The organism is Agathobaculum sp. TL06, from assembly GCF_054658635.1.
On the sequence record NZ_BAAGGY010000005.1, the window covers coordinates 119,575 to 140,885 of the forward strand.

A 21,311-nucleotide genomic window follows, 5' to 3' on the forward strand; every position below is an offset into this window, starting at 1 on the left:
GCTCCTTTCTGCTTATTTTCCGCTGCGTCGCAGCTCGCGCCGCAGCCGCTCCTCGATCATGCGGTACACCTTGTCCGCCGCGCGGCGCAGCTCGCTGTCGCTCAGGCGGGCGGGGGCTGCAGGACGCTGCGTTTCCGGCTGCCGGTTCTCTCGGAATATGACCGGCGCGGCTTTCGGCATCGCGCCCGGCGCGGTCCATTCGATCTGCCCCGGCTGCGTCCCCGCCGTCTGCTGCTGCGCCGCTGAAAAGCGGTGCGTGTTCTGGCTGTCCGCGCGGGGCGGCTGCTGCAGGAAGCGCTGCGCCCATTCGGGCAGCGCGCCGGCCTGGGGCGGCGTTTCACGGCCCGTTTTCTGCTCCGCCGCCTGTATGGGCAGGTAGGACAGCTCGTTTCCGTCCGCCGCCGCGAACTGGGCAGACGCAGCCTGCGGCTGTGCCAGGGCATTGGACAGCGGCGCCATCGGGCGCGCCGCCGCGATCTGATTCGCCGGCAGCGGCCGCATCAGCGCGGTCTGTACCGGCTGTATGGGGTGTGACGGCAGGCGGCTGGCCAGATGGCGCAGTACCGTGCGCGGTTGTCCCGCCGTCTGCCCCTGCCCGTCCGCGGCTGTCCCGCGTGACGCTGCCTGCGCCGCGCGGCTGGCTGGCTGTGCCTGCGCTGCGGCCGGCAGCGCCGCTCCCTCAACCTTGTACACCAGACCGGTATCCGTCTGCGAAACGCCCGCCGCGCCGCCCGTGACAGGCCGCGCAGACCGCGGCTCCTCCGCTTTGCCGCGTCCGGCCGGTATCTGGAAAGGCTCGGCTGCCTCCGCCGGTACAGTATAGGGCGCCGCCATGATATCGGTCTGTCCCGCCGCGCCCGCGGCGCGAGCGGATGCGGCGGCTGTCCGGTCTCCGTCTGCTGCCGGTTCCCGTACCGTCTGCGCCCGTTCCTCCCGCCATGTCAGCGGCTCAGGCGGTTCTATCCCTGTGATCGGCGCTGGCCGCAGGCTGCCAGGCACGGCCTGCGGCGATTTCCCGCCGTCCGCTTGTGGTACCGCCTGCGCCGGCCGTTCCGCTGTGCGGTTGCCCGACAGTACGGCGGTATTCGCGCCGGCAGGCTTGCGCCCAACGGCTGACGACTCGGCCCGCCGGTCTTTTCCGGTTTCCTGTCCGGCTGTCTGTTCGGAAAGCGGCCGCGCCGGCCGTTCGTCTAACGCGGAACGCGCTTCCTTCTGCTTTGCTGTCTGTTGTCCCGACCGGATATGCAGTTTTTCCGCTTCTGCCGCATCCTTTTGGTAGAACAGCGGCTCCGCAGAAAGCGCCGCCGCTTCCGCCGGCGTGTCAGGCGTGTACTGGGCTGCCCTTGCCCGCGGCATGCCGTCCTGTCCTAGGAAATCAGTTTCAGATGGCGGCTGTGCTTCCCCTGTCTGCATTTCAGGGGTCTGGGCTTTCTCCGGTATCGCAATCTCTGCCGCCCGCCGCGCAACCCGCGTCTCCGTTTCCAACTGGAGCGGCGCGCTCCTTTCCTGTGATGGGTGCGCGGCGGGGACTGCCATGCTGTGCGGTTCATCCCCTCCGCGCGCAGAACGCCCGTCATCCGTTTCCCGCGAAAGCAGGGGACGTTCCCGCCCCTCGGCGCGGTGCAGCAGCGTTTCCGGCGGCAGAGCCGCCTGCGGCGGTTCTGCGCCAGGCAGGGCCTTTTCGGCCGCGGTCGGGTCGCTGGCTACGCGTCCTGCCAGCATTGCCTGCAGCGCCGCCGCGCCGGATTGCCCTGCCTGAGCCGCTCCCCTGTCCGTTTTGAGCGCTTTCCGGCCGTCATCCGGTTCGCCGCGAGCGGCGGTCCGGTTATCTGCATCTGCCGCCGAACCAGCCTGCGCCGGCCTTGCATCCTTTTCGGTAGAAAACGCTTCGTATTTCCGTTGCTCCTGCGCTTCGGCGCGGTGCAGCAGCATTTCCGGCGGCAAAGCCGCCGCGCCGGATTGCCCTGCCTGAGCCGCGGCCGTGTCCGCTTTGAACGGCCTTGCGTCCGACAAAATATCCGCGCCGTCTGCCGCGCGGCGCAGGCTCGCATTTTGCGGCGATGCTACAGCGGATTGTTCCGTCTGGGCCGCAGCCGTATCCGCTTGGCGTGCCGCGCGGGTGGTATCCACAACGGCATCCGGCTTACCGGATTCCGCAGTTGCCCGGCTTTCCTTATGTATCGCGCCCGTCCGCGCCGGTTTGCTGTCCATTTTTTCGGACAACGCCGCACGCTCCCGTTCTTCCGTGCCGCGCGGCGGCGTCTCCGGCGGTCGGACCGTCTGCGGTGCGGCTGTGCCGCCGCCCGCACCGTTTTCTTCCCGCTGCACCGACCGCCGCACGGCCTGTTCGACCGCGCGGTCCAGCCGCTGCACCATCCGGCGCATGGCGCCGTCCTGCGGCGCGCCGTCCGTCTCCTGCGCGGCGACATGCGGATGGGTCAGCGTCTGTTCTTGCGCAGGCACGCCGCTCGGGACCGCTGCGGCTTCCGCCTGCTCCAGCGCGCGTTGTCTGCGTAAGCGGAGTTGGTCGGGCAGCAGGATGCTCCCGCCGAGGGGCTGTCCCTTCTCCGCGCCCCTTATCCCTTTGGATGCGGCAAAGCCCGGATGTTCCTCCTGCCAGCGGGGCGACCAGCCTTCTCCGGCTGGGGCGGCTGTGCTCCACGAAACCGGTGTGAGCGGGGTAAGCGCCCGTCCGGTCTGTCCGTACGCTGCGGTCTGCCGCGCGCGGCCCGCCCCTGCACGGCGTGCCTGCCGCACTGCGGCGGCGGCCTGCCTGCCGATGGGCGCGCGGAACGGCTTTCCGGCGGCCGTGCGGCCCGCCTGCGGCGTATCCGTCAATTTGCCCTCGGGTCGTGCGGCCTGCCGCGCGTTTTCCGCAGCCGCAACTGCCTGAACGGCCGCAGCCAGCGACCTTTCCCGCGCGGACAGGATGGTATCCGCCGCATGCCTCTGTGCGGCCGCGGGTGCGGCTCCTGCCGCCCCGTGCCGTGCCGCGCGCGTTGGCTCCTGCGGCAGCTCAAACCGCACGTTTACATGCGCCTGCGCGGGCGCGGCCTCGCTGACGCGGCGCTCGAGCAGGTAGACCCGTTCCAAAATACGTTCCACCGCCTGCGCCTGCCGTTTATCCGCCTGCCGCCGCTCCTGCTTGAGCGTTTCCAACACAACCTTGAGGTCCACGTCCAGATGCAGCTCCCGCTCCGGCGCATGGGCGGGGACAGGCTCACCCTCCTCCAGCAGCGCGAGCGGCTCCTCGCGGTACAGGCCGGTCTGCCAGGCGCTGCGGGCGCGGATCTCGTCACCGAACGCAAGCGACAACAGCCCAAATAGAGACAGGCCCAGCCTGTCCCTTTTCGCTACCGCCATATCCGGTTTTGTTACGGCAATTGAATCCATCAGCAGCACCCATTGTATATCAGTTCAATCCGGCTGACCGCCAGCGCGGCCTGGTTGCTGTCCAGCGACGGCCCCACATACTTCTGCAGGTACGCGCCCACGATCGACCAGGTGCGCTGGGGCGTGCCGAAGCTGTCCTTGAGGATGACCGTCCCCGCCAGCGGGATGGACATGCCCAGGTTGCACATGTTCATCAGCAGCGAAACCGAATCCACGCTGGTCACCGTACCCTGTTCGAGCACAAGCACCTGCGGCTTGTTCTGCTTGAAAAAGAACCGCGGGTAATTCAGCCCGCCTTCGTTGAAAATCTCATACTCGACCTCCATATCCAGGCCGGAGACCGAGGTGAACTTACCTTCCAGCACAGCGCCTGTGCCGATCAGCATCACCTCAAAATAAGCGCCCGACAAATACGCCATGCCGCAGTACACCTCCTTGCTGTCCGTCTGGGCGGTTTGGCCATATTATCCCGACTGGGGCGGCTCGTGCGTGATGCGCTCCATGCCGGTGATGGCAAAGGTAAGGCTTTCCGAAAGCACCTCGCTGCGCCCGCCGTCCATCGGCGTCAGCTCGTAGCCGATAGGCAACGCGTCCCTGAGCGACCAGGTCACGCCGCGGTTGCCCTTGTCGTCCAGCGCCACGATGTTGAGCGTGCGCCGCAGCCCCGCGCCCTTCGGCCCTGCCTCCGGCCCTGCGGCCGCGGAGAACAGCCAGTCCAGAAAATCGTTATCCCCCACCACACCCTTGGTCAGCGTGACCGGCTCAAAGCGCGTCAGCACGGGGATATAGTCCTGCACGCCACGGTTGTCATTGCCCGAGCGCGCCTGCACGGTGTCAACGGTCATTTTCACGCCGGAAAAATGCGCGAACGCCGCCACGGCCACGCCGCCGCTCTCCACCTCCACCAGGAAGCGGAAAGCCTTAAAGGGTTCCTGATAGGTGACGCCCATCTCGCTTTCCCTCCCTGCTTTCAGCGGAATTCAAAGGTGTTCTGCTCGGTATTGCTGAGCTTTTTGTTCACAGCCGAGACCTCCCTGCACCACCGGCGGCGTTCCAGATGGTTCAGGCGCATGACCTCGTCTCGGGACCAGTGCAGGTAGTACGACAGGAACGTCATCTCCTGATACATGCGCTCCTGCGGATACAGCACCAGTCCTAGCTCAACAAAAAATCCAGCGGCACCTCAACCTCCTGGTTGCAGTGCGGGCAGGTCACCTTGTAAACCGGCAGCTCGGACATATTGATGCGCTGGTACAGGTCCTGCAGATAGGCGAGATCCATGGTGAACAGGTTCTCGATCACCCGCGTGTTGATGCTGCTGAGCGTACCCAGCCGCGTGATGACGCGCGAGAGCAGGATGATGGTCAGGTAACCGGAATTCTGCTGCACGCGCGGGTCGCGCAGGGGCAGGATCTCGTCCGCCGCAGTCGCCAGGCGCATGGTGCCGCGCCGGTGTACGTCGCCGTTCTGGTCCACATAGCCGCGCGGCAGTTCAAACTCAAATTCAGTCTCCATGTAGCTTCTCCTTTCGCTTCAAAGGGGTCGGAAGTGCGCGGGCGCTTGACGGGAAGCGGCCTCCCGCGCGCTTCCGGCCGCCCCGGCGGGAAGCCGGGGCGCAGGCCGAAAACAGAGCGCTGTTATCAGATCGTGGAAGGCTCGCCCGCTACGCCGCCCGGCGTGTGCTCGAGGCCCTCGTGGCACAGCTCGAGCGACTGGATGGCGACCTCGCCGCCCATGCCGTTCAGGTCGGGTACGGTGTAGCCCACCGGCCACGCGTTGATCAGGTTCCAGGACGGGCCGGGGTTACCCGCGTCGTCGATCAGGGTGATGGTCACGTTGTGGCGCACCATGCCGGTCGGGGGCGCGGTGTTGGTCGGCGCGACCGCGTATACCCAGTCGAGGAAGTCGGAATCGTCGGACACGCCCCAGCGCAGGGTGACGTTGCCGAACTTGGTCAGGCCCGCGAGCTTGCGCGGGGTGTTGCGCAGGTCGTCGCCCTCGCGGTATTCGACCGCATCGACCGAGGAGCTCATGCCCGAAACCTCGGAAAAGCCCGCGCGGCTGATGCCGTCGATCTCGACCTGGTATCGGAATACTCTATATGGATAGTTGATTGCCATTTATGTTCGTCCTTTCTGCCAACAGTGGGCTTTATTTATTCGCCGGTCGCGGTCTTCTGCGTGATGCGGAAAATCACGAATTCAGCGGGCTTGACCGGCGCGATACCGATCTGGCAGATCAGACGGCCGTTGTCGATATCATCCTGCGTCATGGTCGTCGGGCCGCACTCCACGAAGAACGCCTGCTCCGGACTGGAGCCGGCCAGCGCGCCGTCGCGCCAGCAGGTCGCGAGGAAAGTCTCGATCGTGCGGGTCACGCGGCTCCACAGCGTTTCGCTGTTGGGCTCGAATACCACCCAGTTGGTGTTGGCCTTGATCGACTCCTCGATGAAGATGAACAGGCGGCGCACGTTGAGGTACTTCCACAGCCCGTTCGAGCTGATCGTGCGCGCGCCCCATACGCGGATGCCCTGGCCGGGCAGCGCGCGGATCAGGTTGACGCCGATCGGGTTGAGGATATCCTGCTCGCCCACGTTGTAATTGCAGGACAGGCCGGTGCAGCCGCGGACGACCTCGTTCGCCGGGGCCTTATGCACGCCGCGGCTGTTGTCGCTGCGGGCGTAGATGCCTGCCATCGCGCCGGAGGGCGGGAAATAATCCGCGCGTTTGGCGCCCGCGTCGAACATCTGCAGCCACGGATGGTACATCGCCGCGTAGGTCGAGTCGTACATATCGCGGAAGGTGGCCACGTCGTTCGTCTTTTTCAGGTCCATCGGCACGTCGAGGATGGCAAAGCAGCTCTTGCGGTTCTCGCAGAAGCCGATCAGCGCCGCCTGCACCTCGGGCGCGGTCACGCCGGGGATCGCCAGCACGGATACCACGCCGTTCTCCTGGAACGCCTGCAGGCCGGTGCGGCGGCCCGGGCCGTCGTCCGCGCCGATGTACGCGTCCGGTGTGACGTTCTGCACCGAGCCGTCGCTGCCGCCCTGCAGTGTCAGCACCATTTCGTCCCCCGCGCCGCCGCACAGCTCATACGGCGTGATGCCGGCCGCCTTGGCCGGCGCCGCGGACGCTTCCTTTTTCTCCTTGCCCTCTTCCTTGGCCGTCGGCGCGGGCGCCGCCGCCTTGACCGGCACGACCTCCACGCGGATCAGGTCGCTCTTGGCGGTCTTGACCGGCGCGTAGTTGAGCGCCTCGGGCTTGAGGGACAGGTTTTCAAAAACCTCCACCGTATCGTCCAGACGGGCGGTGATGGTGATTTCGCAGGTGCGGATGTACTTGTCCGTGCCGACCTTGGTATCCGCCACGGCCAGCGCACAGGGCGCGTCCAGGGTGACGACCTTGTCGAGTACGCTCTTGATAGTCGCGTAGGCGGCGGTCTTGCCGTCGAACAGCTCGACCACGTCGCCGGCGTTGAACCCGTCCGCGTTCTTGAGCGTCAGGTCCGCGCCGCCCGCCGCGAGCACCTGGGTCTTGGCCTTGCTGGAGGGCGCGACAGTCACGCGCATCTTTTCCGCCCAGGCGCCCTGGTTGGCCGCGGTGATGCGCAGCGCGCCGGCCGTCAGGGAGGCGGCCTTTGCGTCGCCCGGCACGGCGCGCATGATGTAGGCGCGCGCGCCGCCGTTCATGAAGAACTGCTCGACCGCATAGGGCAGATAGCGTGCGTCGCCATAGCCCGCCTTGCTCAGATAGCCGCCATACATGCGCGTGTAGTCGGCAAAGCTGGTGACCAGCTGTGGCTGGCCGATCGCAGGGCCGCGCTCCGCCAGGCCGACAAAACCCGCCGTGCTGGTGCTGACGCCCTGCATCGGGGTCGCACCCGAGTCATACTCCTCCACATACACACCTGGGGATAAATATTCTGCCATGTTTTTGCTTCACGCCATTGTAGTTGGCTGGGGGCCGGTCGTGAAGCTCCCCTCCTTTCTGAATTGTACTGGGTCTGCTTCTATTTTCGCGGACGTTTGAGAAATAAACCAGGCCTCGGGTCGCCCGGTTTATTTCTCAAACCCGATCCCGCACAAAAAACGGTCAGCCGCGGCAGGCGTTCTGGAACGCGCCCCAATAGCGCGCCATCACCGCCGCACTGTATTCGAGCGCCTCCGCCAGCCGCTCGCGCGCGCCGTAAGGGTCGCCCAGGTCGGCGCGGATGCGGAAGGCCGGCGTTTCGCCCTGGAGGAACATCGCGCCGCGTGTCAACGCGCCGTTCGCTTCGCCGCAGGCTTCGAGCGCCGCCGCCCGTTCGCGCGCGGTCATGGGGTAGCGGCTGTAGATCAGCACCTCGCCCTGCCTGCACCGGCAGGCAAGCTCCCACACCATCGCGCCCTCGCGGAAGCGGAAGCGCGTCCATGCGCCGCTCCGCTCCCACGGTACGTCGCTGTCGCGCAGCAGCGCTTCCAGCAGCCTGCGGCATTCATCCTCCTGCAAAAGGGACACCTCCCTGTCCGGCCAGCCCGTCGGGCGCGGCCGGTGCGGCCTGCACCGCGGGCAGCGCCGCCCAGTCGGGTGGAGCGAACGCCGCGGCGGGCGCCGTTTTGATATCCTTGGGCGCTGTCCGCACCGCGTCGGGTGGCGGCAGCGCCGTGATCGGCTCGATCCGTCTGTCCTGTCCCGCCAGCAGGTCGAGCAGGGCGCTGTTGCCCATCTGTGCAGAAAGCGCCAGCACCATCGCGGCGGGCAGGCGCGTCAGCGGCACGCCCGCCTGCACGGCCTGCAGCGCAAGCCGCAGGGTATGCTGTTCGTTTTGCGCAGCGCCGCGGCGCTGCTTGTCCTCCTGCGCCTGTAGGGGACGATGCGCCGGCGTTCTGGCGGCGTTCTGTTCAGTCTGCTGCATGGCCGTCCTCCCCGTCCTGCGGCGGCTCCGGCGCGCTGTCGTCCGGCTGATCCGGCGGCTCGGGCGGCGCTTCGGCCTGTTCGACCGCCTGTACCAGCTCGTCGGTAAAGCCGGGGGCTTCAAATAAGGTAAGGGCCTCGGTCGCGCGGTCCGCGATCAGCCGCAGCTTGTTGATGAATTCATTGCGCATTTGCGCCTTTTTGCCGATCATCGCCTGCACGCGCACATAGGCGTTTTGCAATAGCTGCCGCTCCCCGTCGTCGCCGCTCTCGCGCAGGCGGGCGCTGTACTGCCTGGCCAGCGCGCGTTCGCGGCTGTCGTCCAGGAACGGGTACATCCTGCGCAGCGTCTGCGCGCCGCCGCCCGCGCCCATGTCGCTTTTTCCAGCCGCGAGGTCGGCCATGGACTCCACCACCTGCCGTGCGTCCGCGAGCGTATCGACCACCAGGCCGACCGCGCTGTCCGCAAAGCCGCGGTTGAACACCACGTTGTCCGGTCCGTGTCCGGGGATGACGCGCTGCTGCGAGCCGCCCTCGAACAGGCGGCGCTGCTGCTCCCTGACCGGCTGGGACTGCCCGACCGTGCGCTTCAGGCAGGAAACCAGCATCATTTTGCCTGTCCCCGCCATCACCGCGCCGGCCAGCGTGCCGCGCTGGAACGCCGTTTCGGAAAACCGCCGCACCATATCCTGATTATCCGGCCAGCGCATCTGATACAGGTCCTTCGCGTTGGTCGGGTCGGGCTTTTGCGCGTCCTGCGCCGGTCCGGTTTGCTGTCCCGCCCGCTGCGGCGGCTGCGCGGCCTGCCCCGTGCGGGTAAAACCACCGGCGCTCTCCCCTGCCAGCGCCGCCGCGTGGCGGCGGCCGATCTCGTCAAAGGCCTGCTGGAAGTCTTCGGTGATGTGGTACAGCGGGTCGCGGTGAGAGAAAAACTCGCTGCCCGCCGCCCAGGCGAGCTGGCGGCGCGTGTCCTTCTCCGTAACCGGCGGCGCGGCCGCCTGCGCCTGCCTGCGTTTTACCCAAGCGTGCTGCAAGACCAGCCCTCCCCGTACTTTTCCTCAAAACCGTTCCAGCGCCAGGCGCATGCTGCGCGCCACATGGCGGAACTCCACCGGCCGCAGGATAAAATCCGCAAAATGCAGGTGCAGCCCCTGTATGGCATACTGCGTGGTATCGTCGATCAGGATGATGCGGCAGGCGCGGTCGCGCTCCTGCAGCGCGCGGGCGGCTAAAAAGCCCGCACTGCTGCCGAAACCGATATAGGCGATCTGTATTGCCCCAGGCGCCTGTCGGGACAGCTCCTGCGGCGTGCTGATGCGCACCACGGCCGCAGGCAGGCTGCGCAGCCTGCAATACTGTTCGATCCATTCGCACAGCCGGGCCTGTTCCTCCGCCTGTGCGGTGCATACCGCCAGCTTCATTGATGAACGCCCCCACCAGTTGTCGTCTGATATCCTGACCGGTTTTGCGCAGGCTCCCGCCTCCGCTGTTTTGATTGTACCTGAAAAGAAATCCGGTTTTAAGCGATTGCGCACAAACGGCCCGAAAGTGTAACAACATGCAAACCGCCCGCAGATTCCGCTATGCTATAATGACAATAGAATGATACGCCGTTCGGCGCGTTTCGACCGTTCCCGCACCGTGCCTTGCCGCGCGGCGGGAGCATCGCCGCATGAGACCCCATCGACCGAGAAAAGGGTGACGTTTATGCAAACCTATCAGAAGAAAGCCAAGCCTTCCGCGCGCACCGTGCCGCGCAGCCGCCCCGCAGCCGCCCGCGCGCCGCAGCAGGGTCCCCTGCGCGGGGTGAGCGACCTGTCTCCGGTCGAGCGCGCCGGACGGCCGGTTGACCTGCCTGCGGCGATCCAGTCCAAAATGGAGAGTGCCTTCGGCGCGGACCTGTCCGGCGTCAAGCTGTATGAGAGCCAGGCGGTCGCGGATGCGGGTGCGGACGCGCTGGCGCAGGGCAGCCATATCGCCTTTGCGCCCGGCCAGCTCGACCTGGTTTCCATGCGCGGGCAGGCGCTGCTCGGACATGAACTGAGCCACGTTGTCAGCCAGGCGCGCGGCGAAGCGCGCGGCTCCGGCCTGCTGGAAAACCATGTGCTCGAAGCCCGCGCCGACCGCGAGGGCAGGATGGCCGCGATGGGGCAGAGCATCTATCCGAGCGCGGGCGCGACCCCGGGTGCAGCCGCCGCCGTTGCTGCGGCGGGCGCAGCCGGACCGGTGCAGGCGAAATGGTCCAACCCGTTCAAGCGCAGGCGCCCCGCCGCCCCCGCGCCGGCGCAGACTCAGGCTCCGGCACCCGCGCCGCCCCCGGCGCCGGAGCGTGTGGACAGACGCCTGGGAGCTTCCAACATCGAAGGGGACTCTCTGGGCGGCAACGCGCTGGACGCAGGGCTGGCGGCAACCGACCAGTTCAATGATTTCAGCTCGACCGTGGAGACCCTCGCCTCCACCTGGGATGATGAAAGCGCCGTGCTCGGCCGCTTTGGCGAAAAAGCGGGCGCTGTCAACGACAGTGCCTTTATGGGGCATGCCGCAGCGATCGGCAGTATGATCGGCACGGCGAAAAACACAGTCGATACCGCCAGGGATATCAAGGATACCGTCACCGACCAGTATGCCGGGGCGGCGGAAAAGGCCGCGTCGGTCACCGGCAGCGTCGCCTCTTGGGGTTCGGATGCGCTCGGCACGGCCAAAAATCTGACCGGTCAGATCATCCAGAACGAGGCGGTACAGGATGCCGTCGGCAGCCAGCTCGAAGCGCACGGCAGCTACTTCCAGATGGTCGCCGGCACGGCAGGTGCAGCAAAGGCCGCGATCCACGGCCACGAGGCCACCGGCGACCGCCTGGCCGCCGAGCGGGCGGGCCGCATGATCGCCTCGGATTCCGCACAGCGCGCCGCCTCGGGCGACGCGGAAAAGATCAAAAACGATAAGCTGCTGCGCAGCATGGCGACCAACGCCCGCAACGCCGCCAAGGTCCGCAAGGCGGAAAGCGTGCAGGAGGGCGTGAACGCCGGTATGGACATCGTCAACGGCGGGCTCGGCCTGATTCCCGGCGTCGGCAACCTTGCCGCGATGGGCGGCTCCGCCGTGAAAGCGATCGTCAACGCGGGGATGGAAGCCCACGTCGACCAGAAGCGCAAGGAAGCGCGTGAAAAGAACCTGGATAACCAGTCGCTGCGCGCATCGCTGGAGAAAAAGCTCGGCATGCGCGACGACCTGCCGGAAAAGAAAAAGAACGAGATCCGCCACCGCGCCAAGCATATCGCCAACCAGATCACCTCGGGCGAGCGCGGCGCCACGACCAACAAGGTCGCGGGCATGCACAAAACGCAAAACGACGTGACGGCGCTCAACACGCTTTCCTCGCAGGACAGCGACGAGGGCAGGCGCGCCCGCGGCATCGTCAACGCCATGGGCATCGGCACCGACGCACAGGGCGGGATGCTCGACACCGACGCAGCCGCCGCACAGGTCAACGCGGACTTTGCACGGGGCGGCTCGGTGGAGGAGCAGATCGGCGCGGCCGATGCGCACCAGTTCGAAAAGGAACACACCGTGCAGGCCGAGCTAAAGCGTCAGCAGGCCGCGGCTGAAGCAAAAAAACAGAAAAAGGCGGATAAGCAGGCGCAGGAGCAAAAGGAGCAGGCCGCGCGCACCCGCTTCAACAGCCTGTCCGAAGGAGAACGGCAGAGGATCCGCGCGGATAACGAGCGCCATTCGGCGGAAAAGAGCCGCTCGATCGACGAGGGGATCAAAAACCAGAACCTCAAGTGGTATGAGTTCCGCAAAAAACGGCAGGCCAGAAAGGTGCTCGACCTGGAATATGATATCCAGCACCAGTTCGGCGACGAATTCGGTGGGCATGACGTTTCCGAAAAGCAGGCCAAACTTGACGCCATCCGCGAACAGATGGCCTCCGATCAGAGCGCCAAGGAAAACCGGAAGCACCTCAAGGCCGCCCGTAAGGAGGCCCGCAAGGAGGATAAGGCCTACAAAAACCATCGCGACGAGCAGCGCAAGCTGGCCGGCATCAAATGGTACGAATTCAAGAAGAAAAAGGAATTCAACAACGAATACGACTACGCCACGGGTACCAAGGAGCGGCCGGACGCAAAGAACGACAAGCCCTGGTACAAGCGCGCGGGCGATCATGTGAAAGACAAGTGGTATTCCATGCGCCGCAAGCACCAGCGCGCCCGCGACAGCTTTGTCAATGAAGAAGAGGACTTCAAGCAGCTCAGCGGCTGGCGCAAGGCGAAGCTGGTCATACAGAACCCGCTGGCCTTCCTCAAGTCCAAAACCAAGAAGGGCCGCGCGGCGACCGCCAAGCGCAACGCCGAGGCCGCGGCGGACAGCCAGATGCTGGAGCAGCTCATGAACAACCCTGATTCTGTCGGTGAGGACGGCTCGGTTTCGCTGCCGCACAATTCCAATGTATCTGCGGACGCGCTGCAGGCCGCCAAGGCCAACCTGAAGCCGGTGGACGCCTCCCAGCTCTCCACCAGCAACAAGCGCCGCCGCATCACCACCGGAACGCACGCGATCGATGAGATCCGGCAGGCGCGGGAGCAGGCGGAAAGCAGCGCCGCCCCCGAACAGGCGCCGCCGGCGGCGGCCCCCTCCGACGCCTCCGAGCAGTATGACCCGCATATGATGTCTGTTTCCGCCAAGGTGAAGCGGTATAACACACCGGACGGCGTGAAAGCGCCGGTCCGCGAGGAGGAGCTCGCGCCCTGGTACCGCAAAAAGACCAAAAAATGAGCAGGCGGGGCGCTTATCCCGTGATACCGCACCCTCCTGCGTGCAAACTATGCTATAATAGCACCACCCTCATACCGAAAGGACCTGACTTATGGAACGTTCCAAACAGATCATGGATGCGCTCGAAGCACTGCTGCGCGAGCAGGGCTTTGACGTCCAGCCGGACGGCCGTCTGGACGAACATCCCGGCGTCAACCTGCTGATCCCGCTGCAGGAGGACGGCACCGAGCTGGTGTTTGCCGAGCTGCACTTCATCGCAGGCCCGCAGGGCTTTGATGTGATTCAGCTCTACACCACGCTGGTGGGCGAGCTGCAGCCGCAGGCCGCGGCCGAGACCGCCAAGGCCATCGCCGTGTGGAACCAGGATCTTCTGCTCGGCGCCTTCGCTTTGCGGGACGGCAGCCAGCTCTACCACCGCTACTGCCTGACCGTGCCGCATTCGCTCGACCCCGGGCAGGCGGCGGCGCTGGCGCTTGACGCGTTTTCGTTCATCCTCGGCCAGATCGCCGAGTACCACGGGGACGCGCTGCTGCTCGCCTCCGGCACCACCTTTGAGACGCTGTGCGCGATGGGCTGACCACGCGCACAGGCATGAAAAAGGGAACGGCCCTGCCGGACCGTTCCCCCTGTCTTATCTTTTCAGAACATACCGGCCGCGCCGCCGTTTTTCCAGTTGCGCAGAAACAGCCAGTCCATGAATTTCCGGCGCGTCGCCGCCGCGTCCGAGGAGCCGATCGGCACCAGGTCGCCGTTATCCATGACAAAATCCCGTTTTTCCATGCGCAGGATGTGTCGCTGGTTGACCAGAAAGCTCCGGTGGCAGCGCAGGAAGCTTTCGCTTGCGATCTCCTCCTCCAGTGCGTTCATGCCGCGCGGGGTCTGGACCACGCGCCCTGCGGTGTGGATGAATGCGGTGTGCCGCCGGATCTCTATGTATAAAATGTCCCGCAACAAAATTTCTATTTCGTCCCATTCCGAGCGCACGCTGATCGTGCGGAAATATTCCCGCTTTTCCTGCAGGCACCAGTCCAGCGCCGCGTCCAGATCCCGCTGGGCGACCGGCTTGACCAGATAGTCCGAAGCCTGCAGCTCATAGCTGGCGATGCCGTGCTCCATGCTGGTGGTGACGAACAGCAGGGCGCATTCGCTGTCCTGCGCGCGCAGGCGGCGGGCGGCCTCCATCCCGTCCGGACCATCCATATAAATATCCATCAGGATGATGTCCCACCGGCCCGGCCGGAACAGGTCGAGGAACGCCGCGCCGCTTTCCAACAGCTCGATTTCCCACGTTACGCCCTTGCGGCGGCCGTAGTTTTTCAATAGACGCGCCATCTGCAGGCGCTCTTCTTCCAGATCGTCGCATATGGCGACCGATATCCGCATGTTATCCCTCCTCCGCGCCGCGCGCCCGCCGGTAAGCGGCCAGCGCCTCCTGCACCTGCCGGAGTCTGCCGCGCGCGACCGATATCACCCTGTCGTTGCACATGATAAGCTCCCCGCCGGACACCCGTCGGACCGCCCCCAGATGCACCACAAAGCTTTTCTGCACCCGCAGGAAAGGCGGCTGCGGCAGCGACTCCTCCAGCGCGGACAGCGCGCAGTTCACCTGCAGCGCCCCGCCGGTACGGTAGAGGACGCTGGTGCGTCCGGCCGCCTCGGCATAGAACAGCTGGTACAGCGGGATATGCACACGCCTGTGCTGCGCGGGCAGGTCGAGCCAGCCCAGCCCCTTCTGCCAAAAGCTGAAGCAGCGTTCCATCGCGGCGTCCAGCCCGCTGTAGGTAACCGGCTTAGGTACAAGCGCGTTCGGATGGCACTGGTATACGTCGATCGCCGTGCGGTCGTCCCCGGCCAGCAGCACCAGGCCGCAGTCCGGATACGCCGCGCGTACCGCCTGCAGGCGGGCAATATCCTGCCGGACCAGCCCTGCGCTGTCCACCAGGAGCAGCGCGCACCCGTCCGCATCCAGGGTGGCGGGCGACCCGCTTTCCATCACGAGCTGCAGCTCGACGCAGATTTCCTCCGCCCAGGCGCGCAGGAACGCGCCGACCCTTTGGGCGGTTTTCTCTTCATTTGTATAAACGGCAAATCGCACCATTTTTCCCATGCCGCATTCAACCCCGCTGTTTTTTGTTTTCCCCCCTGTTGGATTTATCTTACCACAGTTTGCACGCGAAGTGGCGGTTTCTGTCGTGAACAGGAATTTTTTCTTGTTCCGCGCCCGCGCGCGGCATCCCCAAGGAGAAACGCACATGAACTTTTTAGCGATCGACGACGAGCCCCTGTGCCTGGACGATCTCCGTCTTGCTTTGGCGGAAGCCGCCCCCGACTGCTGCTGCGCCTGCTTTTCTTCCCCCGCGCAGGCGCTGGCGCACGCCCGAACCCATCCGCTCGACGCCGCTTTCCTGGATATCGAGATGGGCGATGTGAACGGGCTGGCGCTGGCCAAGCAGCTCAAGGACCTGCAGCCCGACCTGCACATCATTTTCGTGACCGGCTATGAAAAATATGCGGTATCCGCCTTTGCCCTGCATGCCAGCGGCTATCTGCTCAAACCGGTGGATACGGACGAGCTGAGGCGGGAGCTGACCTTTTTATACGGCGATATCCCCGCCCCGCATGCCATACGGGTGCAAACCTTCGGCGGGTTTGAGGTATGGGTGAACGGCGCTCCCCTCGCATTCGGCCGCGCCAAGGCCAAGGAACTGTTCGCCTGTCTGATCGACCGCCGCGGCGCGGGGCTGACCACACGGGAGGCGTGCAGCCTGCTGTGGGAGGACGGCGTTTACAATATCGCGCGCAAAAACTATTTCCAAACCATTGTACACGACCTGCGCAGCACGCTCAGGCAGGCCGGCATCGAGCATATCCTGGTCAAAAGCCACAACAGCATCTCGGTCCGCGCCGGCGAGATCGACTGCGACAGCTACCGCTTTCTCGACGGGGAGCCGCAGGCGGTCAACAGCTACCGCCACAACTATCTGCCGAGCTATAGCTGGGCGGAATTTTCCGTAGGCAAAATGGAAGGCCTGTGATCGCTCTGTTGTCCTTTTGTCGTCCTTGTCAGAGTATACTGTAGGCTGACAAAGGAGGTAAACGCCATGGATATCCCCGCCGCGGTCCGCGGCTCGTCCGTTCCGCTGCGCGTGCATGCCGACGCGCCTGTCCGGCAGCGCAGCACGCGGCCATCCCCGCAGAATGCAGCCCGCACCATCACGCTGCGCAGCTGCGGCGAAGCACAGGCGCTTCCCGTCGAACAGATCGTGTACGCGGAGGTGTTCGACCACGAGCTGCATATCCATACCGCAGATGGCAGCACCTATTGCGGCAGGGGACATCTTTCCGCGCTGGAGCAGCGGCTTTCCAGCTGCGATTTTCTGCGCTGCCACCGGAGCTATCTGGTACACCTGCCCTATGTCGTCGGACTGCGCCGGTACCGGATCACCCTGTCCGGCGGCGCGGCGCTCCCCGTAAGCAAGCAGAATTATCTGCTGATCCAGCGGGCGCTTGCCGCCTACCGGCTGCGGACAGGCCGCCCCCATCCCTGACAGAAACCATTTGGAAAAGGAGTTATATCATTATGAACATCAGCAAAAGCACCGAAAACGGCCAGACCGTCCTCAAGCTGAACGGACGCCTGGACACCACCACCGCTCCGGATTTCCAGGACACCCTGCTCGGTGAGATCAAGACCGGCAAGAGCATCCTGCTGGACTTTTCCGAGCTGGCCTATGTCAGCAGCGCCGGGCTGCGCTCCCTGCTCACCGGACAGAAGGCGGTCGCCGCGGGCGGCCAGACGATGACCCTGCGCCATGTTTCGGACGAGATCATGGAGGTGTTCGATATGACCGGCTTTTCCGATATCCTGACAATTGAATCCGCCTGACAGCACGCAAGCTGTCGGGCTTACTGGCGGCTGTCTGCATCTACGGACAGCCGTTCCGCTATCCGAGTATCGAAAGATTGGAGATTTGGCATCTATGGACATCCACCACAACCGTATCCCATTGACCCGACCGCAGTATCAGATCTGGCTTGCAAGCGAAAGCTGTCCGGACAAGGCGCTGTATACCGAATCCATACTGCTGACCTTTGACAACGCCCCCGCCCCCGCGCAGCTCGACCGCGCGCTCAATCGCCTGGTGCAGACGACCGAGACCCTCCGCATCCGCGTGACGCGCGGCAAGGACGGGCCGCTGCAGTACGACGCGGGCTATACGCCCTTCGCCTGCCGCGTGATCCCGCTTTCCGGCGAGGAGGAGCTTGCCGCCGTGTTCAACGAGCAGTCGCGCTACTGCTTTGACCTGTACGACAGCGCGCTGTTCAATGCGGCCATCTATACCCTGCCCGGCAAAACCGCGCTGCTGCTGCGCGTACACCATATTGTGGCGGACAGTTACGCCATGGCGGCTGTGTACAGCCGCCTGCTGGCGATCTGCGCGGGCGAGGAGCCCCAGCCGTTCGTCTCCTTCCTTTCCCGCGCGGCGGCGGCCGGCGCGGATGTGGAAGAGGAGCGCCTGGCGGACCGCGGCTTCTGGCAGGATTACCTCAGCGGGGCCGAGACCGGCCGACTGCCCCATCCCATGCCCGACCAGTCCGGCCACCGGCTCGTGTGGTCGTCGCACACGGTCGGGAAGGAACGCTCCGACCGGCTGCGCGTCTTTGCCGCGCAGCAGAACGTCACGCCATACTGCGTATTTTTCGCCGCGTATGCGGTCTATCTGTCGCGCATGCTGGGTACGGAGGATGTCGTCATCATCACCCCCCGCCTCAACCGCGGCACGGATGAGGACCGCAACGCCGCGGGCATGTACACGCTCGCGGTTCCGGTGCGCCTGCATATCGCGCCGGACGCCAGCTTTGCCGCGCTGTGTCAGGAGGTGCAGACGCAGAACCGGCTGGCGGCGGCGCACAAGGGCTACGGCCTGTCCGAAATCATGGGCGACCTGTCCCGCACAGGCATGGCGGGCGCGCTGTCGCACTTTACTCTGTCCTACCAGAACTTTACCCTGCCGCTGCACGGGCTTCCCGTGCGGTGCGCGATGCACTTCGGCGGCGCTATGACCAACCTGCTCACCCTGCACATCCTGGACTGGAGCGGCACGGGCGATTACCAGTTCCGGCTCGACTACCGCGCCGCTTATTACACACCGCATGAGATCACGCAGACCGCGCAAATGCTGCGCGCCATTCTCGACCAGGGCATCGGGGACTGCACCCTGCCCTGCCGCTCCATCGAGCTGCTGACCGACGAGGACAAATGCTGCCAGCGCGCACTGCTCTCCGGTCCGGTGCTGCCGGTTGACCCGAACGATACCATCATCACCCGCTTCCGCGCGCAGGCGGCGCTTCATCCGGACCGGCGCGCCCTGTCCGGCAAAGGCCCCAGCTACACCTTCCGCGAGCTGGACGAGGCCTCTGACCGTGTCGCGCGCAACCTGATCGCCGCCGGTGTGCAGCCGCAGTCCTATGTGGCCTTCCTGCTGCCGCGCACCACCGCCCTGCCCGTGATGCTGCTGGGTATTCTCAAGGCGGGCGCGGCCTATGTGCCGATCGACTGCTCCTATCCCGAGGAACGCATCCGCTTTATCCTGTCGGACAGCAAGGCCGGCCTGTTGGTTACGGAGGCGGACATCACGGGCGCCGGCTGTCCGGTTATTGCGCCCGCCCCGCTGTTTGACCCGCCGCGGCAGCCGGACACACCGCTGCCCGCGGTCGGCCAGGACTGGCTGTGCTACATCATCTATACCTCGGGTACAACCGGCAAGCCCAAGGGCGTCATGATCGAGCACCGCGGCATCGTCAACTTCATGCAGCCGGACAACAATGAATTCAACCGCGATATCTGCGCCAATGGCAAAGGCATCGTGGCGGTCGGCTCGGTCTGCTTTGATATTTCCATGTTCGAGCTGTTCTCCACCCTGCTCAACGGCGTACCCGTCGTATTCGCGGACGAGGAAGGGATGAACAATCCGGATGCGCTCGCGCGGTACATCACGGAGAATGGCGCCAACATCCTGCACTGCACGCCCTCCCGCCTGCTCGCCTATCTGGAGGAGCCCTCGTTCCGCGAGGCCATGCGCGGCGTGGATATCGTGCTCGCGGCCGGCGAGGCCTTTACCCAGCCCCTGCTGGACGCGCTGCACAAGGCCACCCCCGCGCGCCTGTATAACGGCTACGGCCCGACCGAAATCACCATCGGCGCGACGGTCGGCCGCATTCGGGAGCGCATCACCATCGGCTCGACCATCGCTGGGGCGCGCATCTACCTGCTGGATAAGGACCGCCGCATCGTGCCGCCCGGCGCAACCGGCGAGATCGCCGTGGCGGGCTACGGCGTGGCGCGCGGCTATCTCGGCCGTCCCGACCTGACCGCAGAACGCTTCATCGAGCTGCGCGACGGTCCGGTCAGCGATCGGGTATACCTCACCGGCGACTATGGCTACGCCCTGCCCGACGGCAGCCTCGCCTACTGCGGCCGCAACGACGAGCAGGTCAAGCTGCGCGGGCTGCGCATCGAACTGAAGGAGGTCGAGCGCTGCATCGAGTCCTTCCCCGGCATCCGCCAGTGCGCCGCGCTCGTCCGCACGATCGACGGGCGGGAGCACCTCTGCTGCTTTTACTCCGCCGCCGAGCCCTGCGATGTGGACGAGCTGAAGCAATACGCCGGCGGCTTCCTGACGCGCTACATGGTACCCGACCTGTTCGTGTATCTGCCCGATCTGCCGCACACCTCAAACGGCAAGATCGACAAACGCGCGCTGGCCAATCAGGCGATCCATGTGGAGCGCACCTACATCCCGCCGCGCAACGCGCGCGAGCGGACCATGTGCCGCATCTTTTCGCAGGTGCTGACCCTGCCCGAAGAAGAGATCGGCGCGACCGACAGCTTCTTCGATTTGGGCGGCACCTCGCTGCAGGCGGCGCAGATCGTGCTCCTGGCCAAGCATGAGGGCTTCGAGCTGGAATACGGCCAGGTGTTTGAGCATCCCACCGTGCGCGATCTGGTGCAGTGCTGCGACCAGGGCGGCGGCGACCTGCCCGAGCCTGTCCTTCCGGAAGCGGGCAGCCTGCCCTGCACCCAGCAGGAAGCGGCCCTCCTGCGCGACGCGCTTTGCCGCAACCGCAATTACCGCAAGGGCCTGCACCCGCTCGGCACCGTGCTGCTCACCGGCGCGACCGGCTTCCTCGGCATCCATGTGCTGTACGAGCTGCTCACTACGGGCTATAACAAGATCTACTGCATGGTGCGCCCCAAAAACAACCTGACACCGGAAAAGCGTCTCAAAGGCTCGCTTTTCTACTATTTCGAAAACAACTTTGCCGAAGCCTTCGGCCACCGGCTGTTCGCGGTGGATGGCGACCTGATGCGCGAGGATATCGCCAGCCTGCCGGACGGCGTCAAGATCGACACGGTCATCCACTGCGCGGCGGACGTCAGCCACTTCGGTGTCGGCAACCGCATCCGCCAGACCAATGTGGACGGTGTGCGCAACGTGATCGCGTTCTGCAAACAGCATGACGCCGCGCTCGTCCACATCTCCACGCTCAGCGTGGGCGGCTTTATCGAGCGCGAGATGGCCGAGATCGGCGTATCTCTCAGCGAGCAGCGCCTGTGGGTGCGGCAGGACCTGTCCAACGACTACCTGGAAAGCAAATTCACGGCCGAAAAGCTCATCCTGCTCGAAACCGCGAACGGCCTGCGCGCCAAGATCATGCGCGTGGGCAACCTGCAGGGGCGCATCACGGACGGCGAGTTCCAGATGAACCGCGCCACCAACGGCTTCACCAAGCTGCTGCAATCCATCGTCCGCACCGGACTCTGCCCGCAGTCCATGGCGTGCAGCTGGATCAATTTCTCTCCGGTGGACGCGGTCGCCCGCGCGATCTGCCGTCTGGCGGGCAGCGCGGAGGAATACACCGTGTTCCATATCTTCGACAGCAATGACCTGCCGGTCAGCAAGCTGCTCACGCACATTTCCGCGCTTGGCTATCCGGTCCGCGCGGTGGACGACAGGGAATTCGACAAATTCATGCTGCACGCCGCCGAGGACCCCGCGTTCAACGGCGCGCTGGACGGCTTCCTGACCCGCGTGACCGGCGGGCGCCATCTGATCGAAACGCCCTGCGAAAGCGGCTTCTCCATCCGTGCGCTCGAGCAGGAGGGCTTCCTCTGGCCCGAGATCTCGGACGAATACCTGTCCGCGTATCTGACCGGACTGGATACACTGGGCGCGTTCCAGTAAAAATCTC

The 21,311-nt window shown here is 65.3% G+C and carries 19 protein-coding genes; 6 read left to right on the forward strand and 13 right to left on the reverse strand.

Going from position 1 to position 21,311, the window contains the following annotated elements; translation table 11 throughout:
- Positions 1–12: 12 nt before the first annotated feature.
- From ACYQ3S_RS04540 to ACYQ3S_RS04590, 11 genes are all read right to left on the reverse strand, one after another.
- Positions 13–3,393, reverse strand: a complete 3,381-nt coding sequence (locus ACYQ3S_RS04540; protein WP_459687531.1) for a hypothetical protein — start codon at positions 3,391–3,393, stop codon at positions 13–15.
- Entirely contained in the window at positions 3,393–3,812 is a 420-nt protein-coding gene (locus ACYQ3S_RS04545) for a phage tail protein (protein WP_262564140.1), read from the reverse strand. The genes ACYQ3S_RS04540 and ACYQ3S_RS04545 overlap by 1 nt, the downstream gene beginning before the upstream one ends.
- A 45-nt stretch (positions 3,813–3,857) precedes the next feature.
- Positions 3,858–4,343: a phage tail protein gene (locus tag ACYQ3S_RS04550; RefSeq protein WP_459687532.1), complete on the reverse strand. Its 486-nt coding sequence runs from the start codon at positions 4,341–4,343 to the stop codon at positions 3,858–3,860.
- Between the two features lie 20 nt (positions 4,344–4,363).
- Positions 4,364–4,543, reverse strand: coding sequence for a DUF6760 family protein (locus ACYQ3S_RS04555; RefSeq protein WP_459687533.1), 180 nt, complete (start codon positions 4,541–4,543; stop codon positions 4,364–4,366).
- 5 nt (positions 4,544–4,548) lie between these two features.
- Positions 4,549–4,908, reverse strand: a complete 360-nt coding sequence (locus ACYQ3S_RS04560; RefSeq protein ID WP_054326474.1) for a hypothetical protein — start codon at positions 4,906–4,908, stop codon at positions 4,549–4,551.
- Between the two features lie 125 nt (positions 4,909–5,033).
- Positions 5,034–5,513: a phage tail protein gene (locus ACYQ3S_RS04565; protein ID WP_459687534.1), complete on the reverse strand. Its 480-nt coding sequence runs from the start codon at positions 5,511–5,513 to the stop codon at positions 5,034–5,036.
- 35 nt (positions 5,514–5,548) lie between these two features.
- Positions 5,549–7,321 (reverse strand): phage tail sheath subtilisin-like domain-containing protein, encoded by a 1,773-nt coding sequence (locus tag ACYQ3S_RS04570; RefSeq protein WP_459687535.1) that lies wholly within the window; start codon positions 7,319–7,321, stop codon positions 5,549–5,551.
- A gap of 163 nt (positions 7,322–7,484) precedes the next feature.
- Complete coding sequence (locus ACYQ3S_RS04575) at positions 7,485–7,880, reverse strand: hypothetical protein (RefSeq protein ID WP_459687536.1); 396 nt, start codon at positions 7,878–7,880, stop codon at positions 7,485–7,487.
- Positions 7,867–8,286, reverse strand: a complete 420-nt coding sequence (locus ACYQ3S_RS04580; protein ID WP_459687537.1) for a hypothetical protein — start codon at positions 8,284–8,286, stop codon at positions 7,867–7,869. The genes ACYQ3S_RS04575 and ACYQ3S_RS04580 overlap by 14 nt, the downstream gene beginning before the upstream one ends.
- Positions 8,273–9,319: a hypothetical protein gene (locus ACYQ3S_RS04585; protein ID WP_459687538.1), complete on the reverse strand. Its 1,047-nt coding sequence runs from the start codon at positions 9,317–9,319 to the stop codon at positions 8,273–8,275. The genes ACYQ3S_RS04580 and ACYQ3S_RS04585 overlap by 14 nt, the downstream gene beginning before the upstream one ends.
- A 24-nt stretch (positions 9,320–9,343) precedes the next feature.
- Positions 9,344–9,706 (reverse strand): response regulator, encoded by a 363-nt coding sequence (locus tag ACYQ3S_RS04590; RefSeq protein WP_459687539.1) that lies wholly within the window; start codon positions 9,704–9,706, stop codon positions 9,344–9,346.
- A 286-nt stretch (positions 9,707–9,992) separates the two neighbouring features.
- Here ACYQ3S_RS04590 and ACYQ3S_RS04595 point away from each other — a divergent pair, with 286 nt between their 5' ends.
- Together ACYQ3S_RS04595 and ACYQ3S_RS04600 are read left to right on the forward strand one after the other, a co-directional pair.
- Positions 9,993–13,058, forward strand: a complete 3,066-nt coding sequence (locus ACYQ3S_RS04595; protein ID WP_459687540.1) for an eCIS core domain-containing protein — start codon at positions 9,993–9,995, stop codon at positions 13,056–13,058.
- A 91-nt stretch (positions 13,059–13,149) separates the two neighbouring features.
- The gene (locus tag ACYQ3S_RS04600) at positions 13,150–13,635 is read left to right on the forward strand and encodes a hypothetical protein (RefSeq protein ID WP_459687541.1); all 486 of its coding nucleotides are present in this window, start codon (positions 13,150–13,152) and stop codon (positions 13,633–13,635) included.
- A 62-nt stretch (positions 13,636–13,697) separates the two neighbouring features.
- Here ACYQ3S_RS04600 and ACYQ3S_RS04605 read toward each other — a convergent pair whose 3' ends face one another.
- The gene (locus tag ACYQ3S_RS04605) at positions 13,698–14,441 is read right to left on the reverse strand and encodes a LytR/AlgR family response regulator transcription factor (protein ID WP_459687542.1); all 744 of its coding nucleotides are present in this window, start codon (positions 14,439–14,441) and stop codon (positions 13,698–13,700) included.
- Between the two features lies 1 nt (position 14,442).
- Positions 14,443–15,165, reverse strand: coding sequence for a LytR/AlgR family response regulator transcription factor (locus tag ACYQ3S_RS04610; RefSeq protein WP_459687543.1), 723 nt, complete (start codon positions 15,163–15,165; stop codon positions 14,443–14,445).
- Between the two features lie 145 nt (positions 15,166–15,310).
- Here ACYQ3S_RS04610 and ACYQ3S_RS04615 point away from each other — a divergent pair, with 145 nt between their 5' ends.
- From ACYQ3S_RS04615 to ACYQ3S_RS04630, 4 genes are all read left to right on the forward strand, one after another.
- Complete coding sequence (locus tag ACYQ3S_RS04615; protein WP_459687544.1) at positions 15,311–16,093, forward strand: response regulator; 783 nt, start codon at positions 15,311–15,313, stop codon at positions 16,091–16,093.
- A gap of 66 nt (positions 16,094–16,159) precedes the next feature.
- Positions 16,160–16,606, forward strand: a complete 447-nt coding sequence (locus ACYQ3S_RS04620; RefSeq protein ID WP_459687545.1) for a LytR/AlgR family response regulator transcription factor — start codon at positions 16,160–16,162, stop codon at positions 16,604–16,606.
- A gap of 32 nt (positions 16,607–16,638) precedes the next feature.
- A complete protein-coding gene (locus tag ACYQ3S_RS04625; RefSeq protein WP_054326459.1) occupies positions 16,639–16,944 on the forward strand; it encodes an STAS domain-containing protein in 306 nt (101 codons plus the stop codon).
- A 94-nt stretch (positions 16,945–17,038) separates the two neighbouring features.
- Positions 17,039–21,304, forward strand: a complete 4,266-nt coding sequence (locus ACYQ3S_RS04630) for an amino acid adenylation domain-containing protein (RefSeq protein WP_459687546.1) — start codon at positions 17,039–17,041, stop codon at positions 21,302–21,304.
- Positions 21,305–21,311: the final 7 nt, after the last annotated feature.

Coding starts and splice junctions, on each gene's coding strand:
- ACYQ3S_RS04540 (WP_459687531.1), bottom strand. CDS start 3,393: ATGGATTCAATTGCCGTAACAAAACCGGATATGGCGGTAGCGAAAAGG.
- ACYQ3S_RS04545 (WP_262564140.1), bottom strand. CDS start 3,812: ATGGCGTATTTGTCGGGCGCTTATTTTGAGGTGATGCTGATCGGCACA.
- ACYQ3S_RS04550 (WP_459687532.1), bottom strand. CDS start 4,343: ATGGGCGTCACCTATCAGGAACCCTTTAAGGCTTTCCGCTTCCTGGTG.
- ACYQ3S_RS04560 (WP_054326474.1), bottom strand. CDS start 4,908: ATGGAGACTGAATTTGAGTTTGAACTGCCGCGCGGCTATGTGGACCAG.
- ACYQ3S_RS04565 (WP_459687534.1), bottom strand. CDS start 5,513: ATGGCAATCAACTATCCATATAGAGTATTCCGATACCAGGTCGAGATC.
- ACYQ3S_RS04570 (WP_459687535.1), bottom strand. CDS start 7,321: ATGGCAGAATATTTATCCCCAGGTGTGTATGTGGAGGAGTATGACTCG.
- ACYQ3S_RS04580 (WP_459687537.1), bottom strand. CDS start 8,286: ATGCAGCAGACTGAACAGAACGCCGCCAGAACGCCGGCGCATCGTCCC.
- ACYQ3S_RS04590 (WP_459687539.1), bottom strand. CDS start 9,706: ATGAAGCTGGCGGTATGCACCGCACAGGCGGAGGAACAGGCCCGGCTG.
- ACYQ3S_RS04595 (WP_459687540.1), top strand. CDS start 9,993: ATGCAAACCTATCAGAAGAAAGCCAAGCCTTCCGCGCGCACCGTGCCG.
- ACYQ3S_RS04600 (WP_459687541.1), top strand. CDS start 13,150: ATGGAACGTTCCAAACAGATCATGGATGCGCTCGAAGCACTGCTGCGC.
- ACYQ3S_RS04605 (WP_459687542.1), bottom strand. CDS start 14,441: ATGCGGATATCGGTCGCCATATGCGACGATCTGGAAGAAGAGCGCCTG.
- ACYQ3S_RS04610 (WP_459687543.1), bottom strand. CDS start 15,165: ATGGGAAAAATGGTGCGATTTGCCGTTTATACAAATGAAGAGAAAACC.
- ACYQ3S_RS04615 (WP_459687544.1), top strand. CDS start 15,311: ATGAACTTTTTAGCGATCGACGACGAGCCCCTGTGCCTGGACGATCTC.
- ACYQ3S_RS04620 (WP_459687545.1), top strand. CDS start 16,160: ATGGATATCCCCGCCGCGGTCCGCGGCTCGTCCGTTCCGCTGCGCGTG.
- ACYQ3S_RS04625 (WP_054326459.1), top strand. CDS start 16,639: ATGAACATCAGCAAAAGCACCGAAAACGGCCAGACCGTCCTCAAGCTG.
- ACYQ3S_RS04630 (WP_459687546.1), top strand. CDS start 17,039: ATGGACATCCACCACAACCGTATCCCATTGACCCGACCGCAGTATCAG.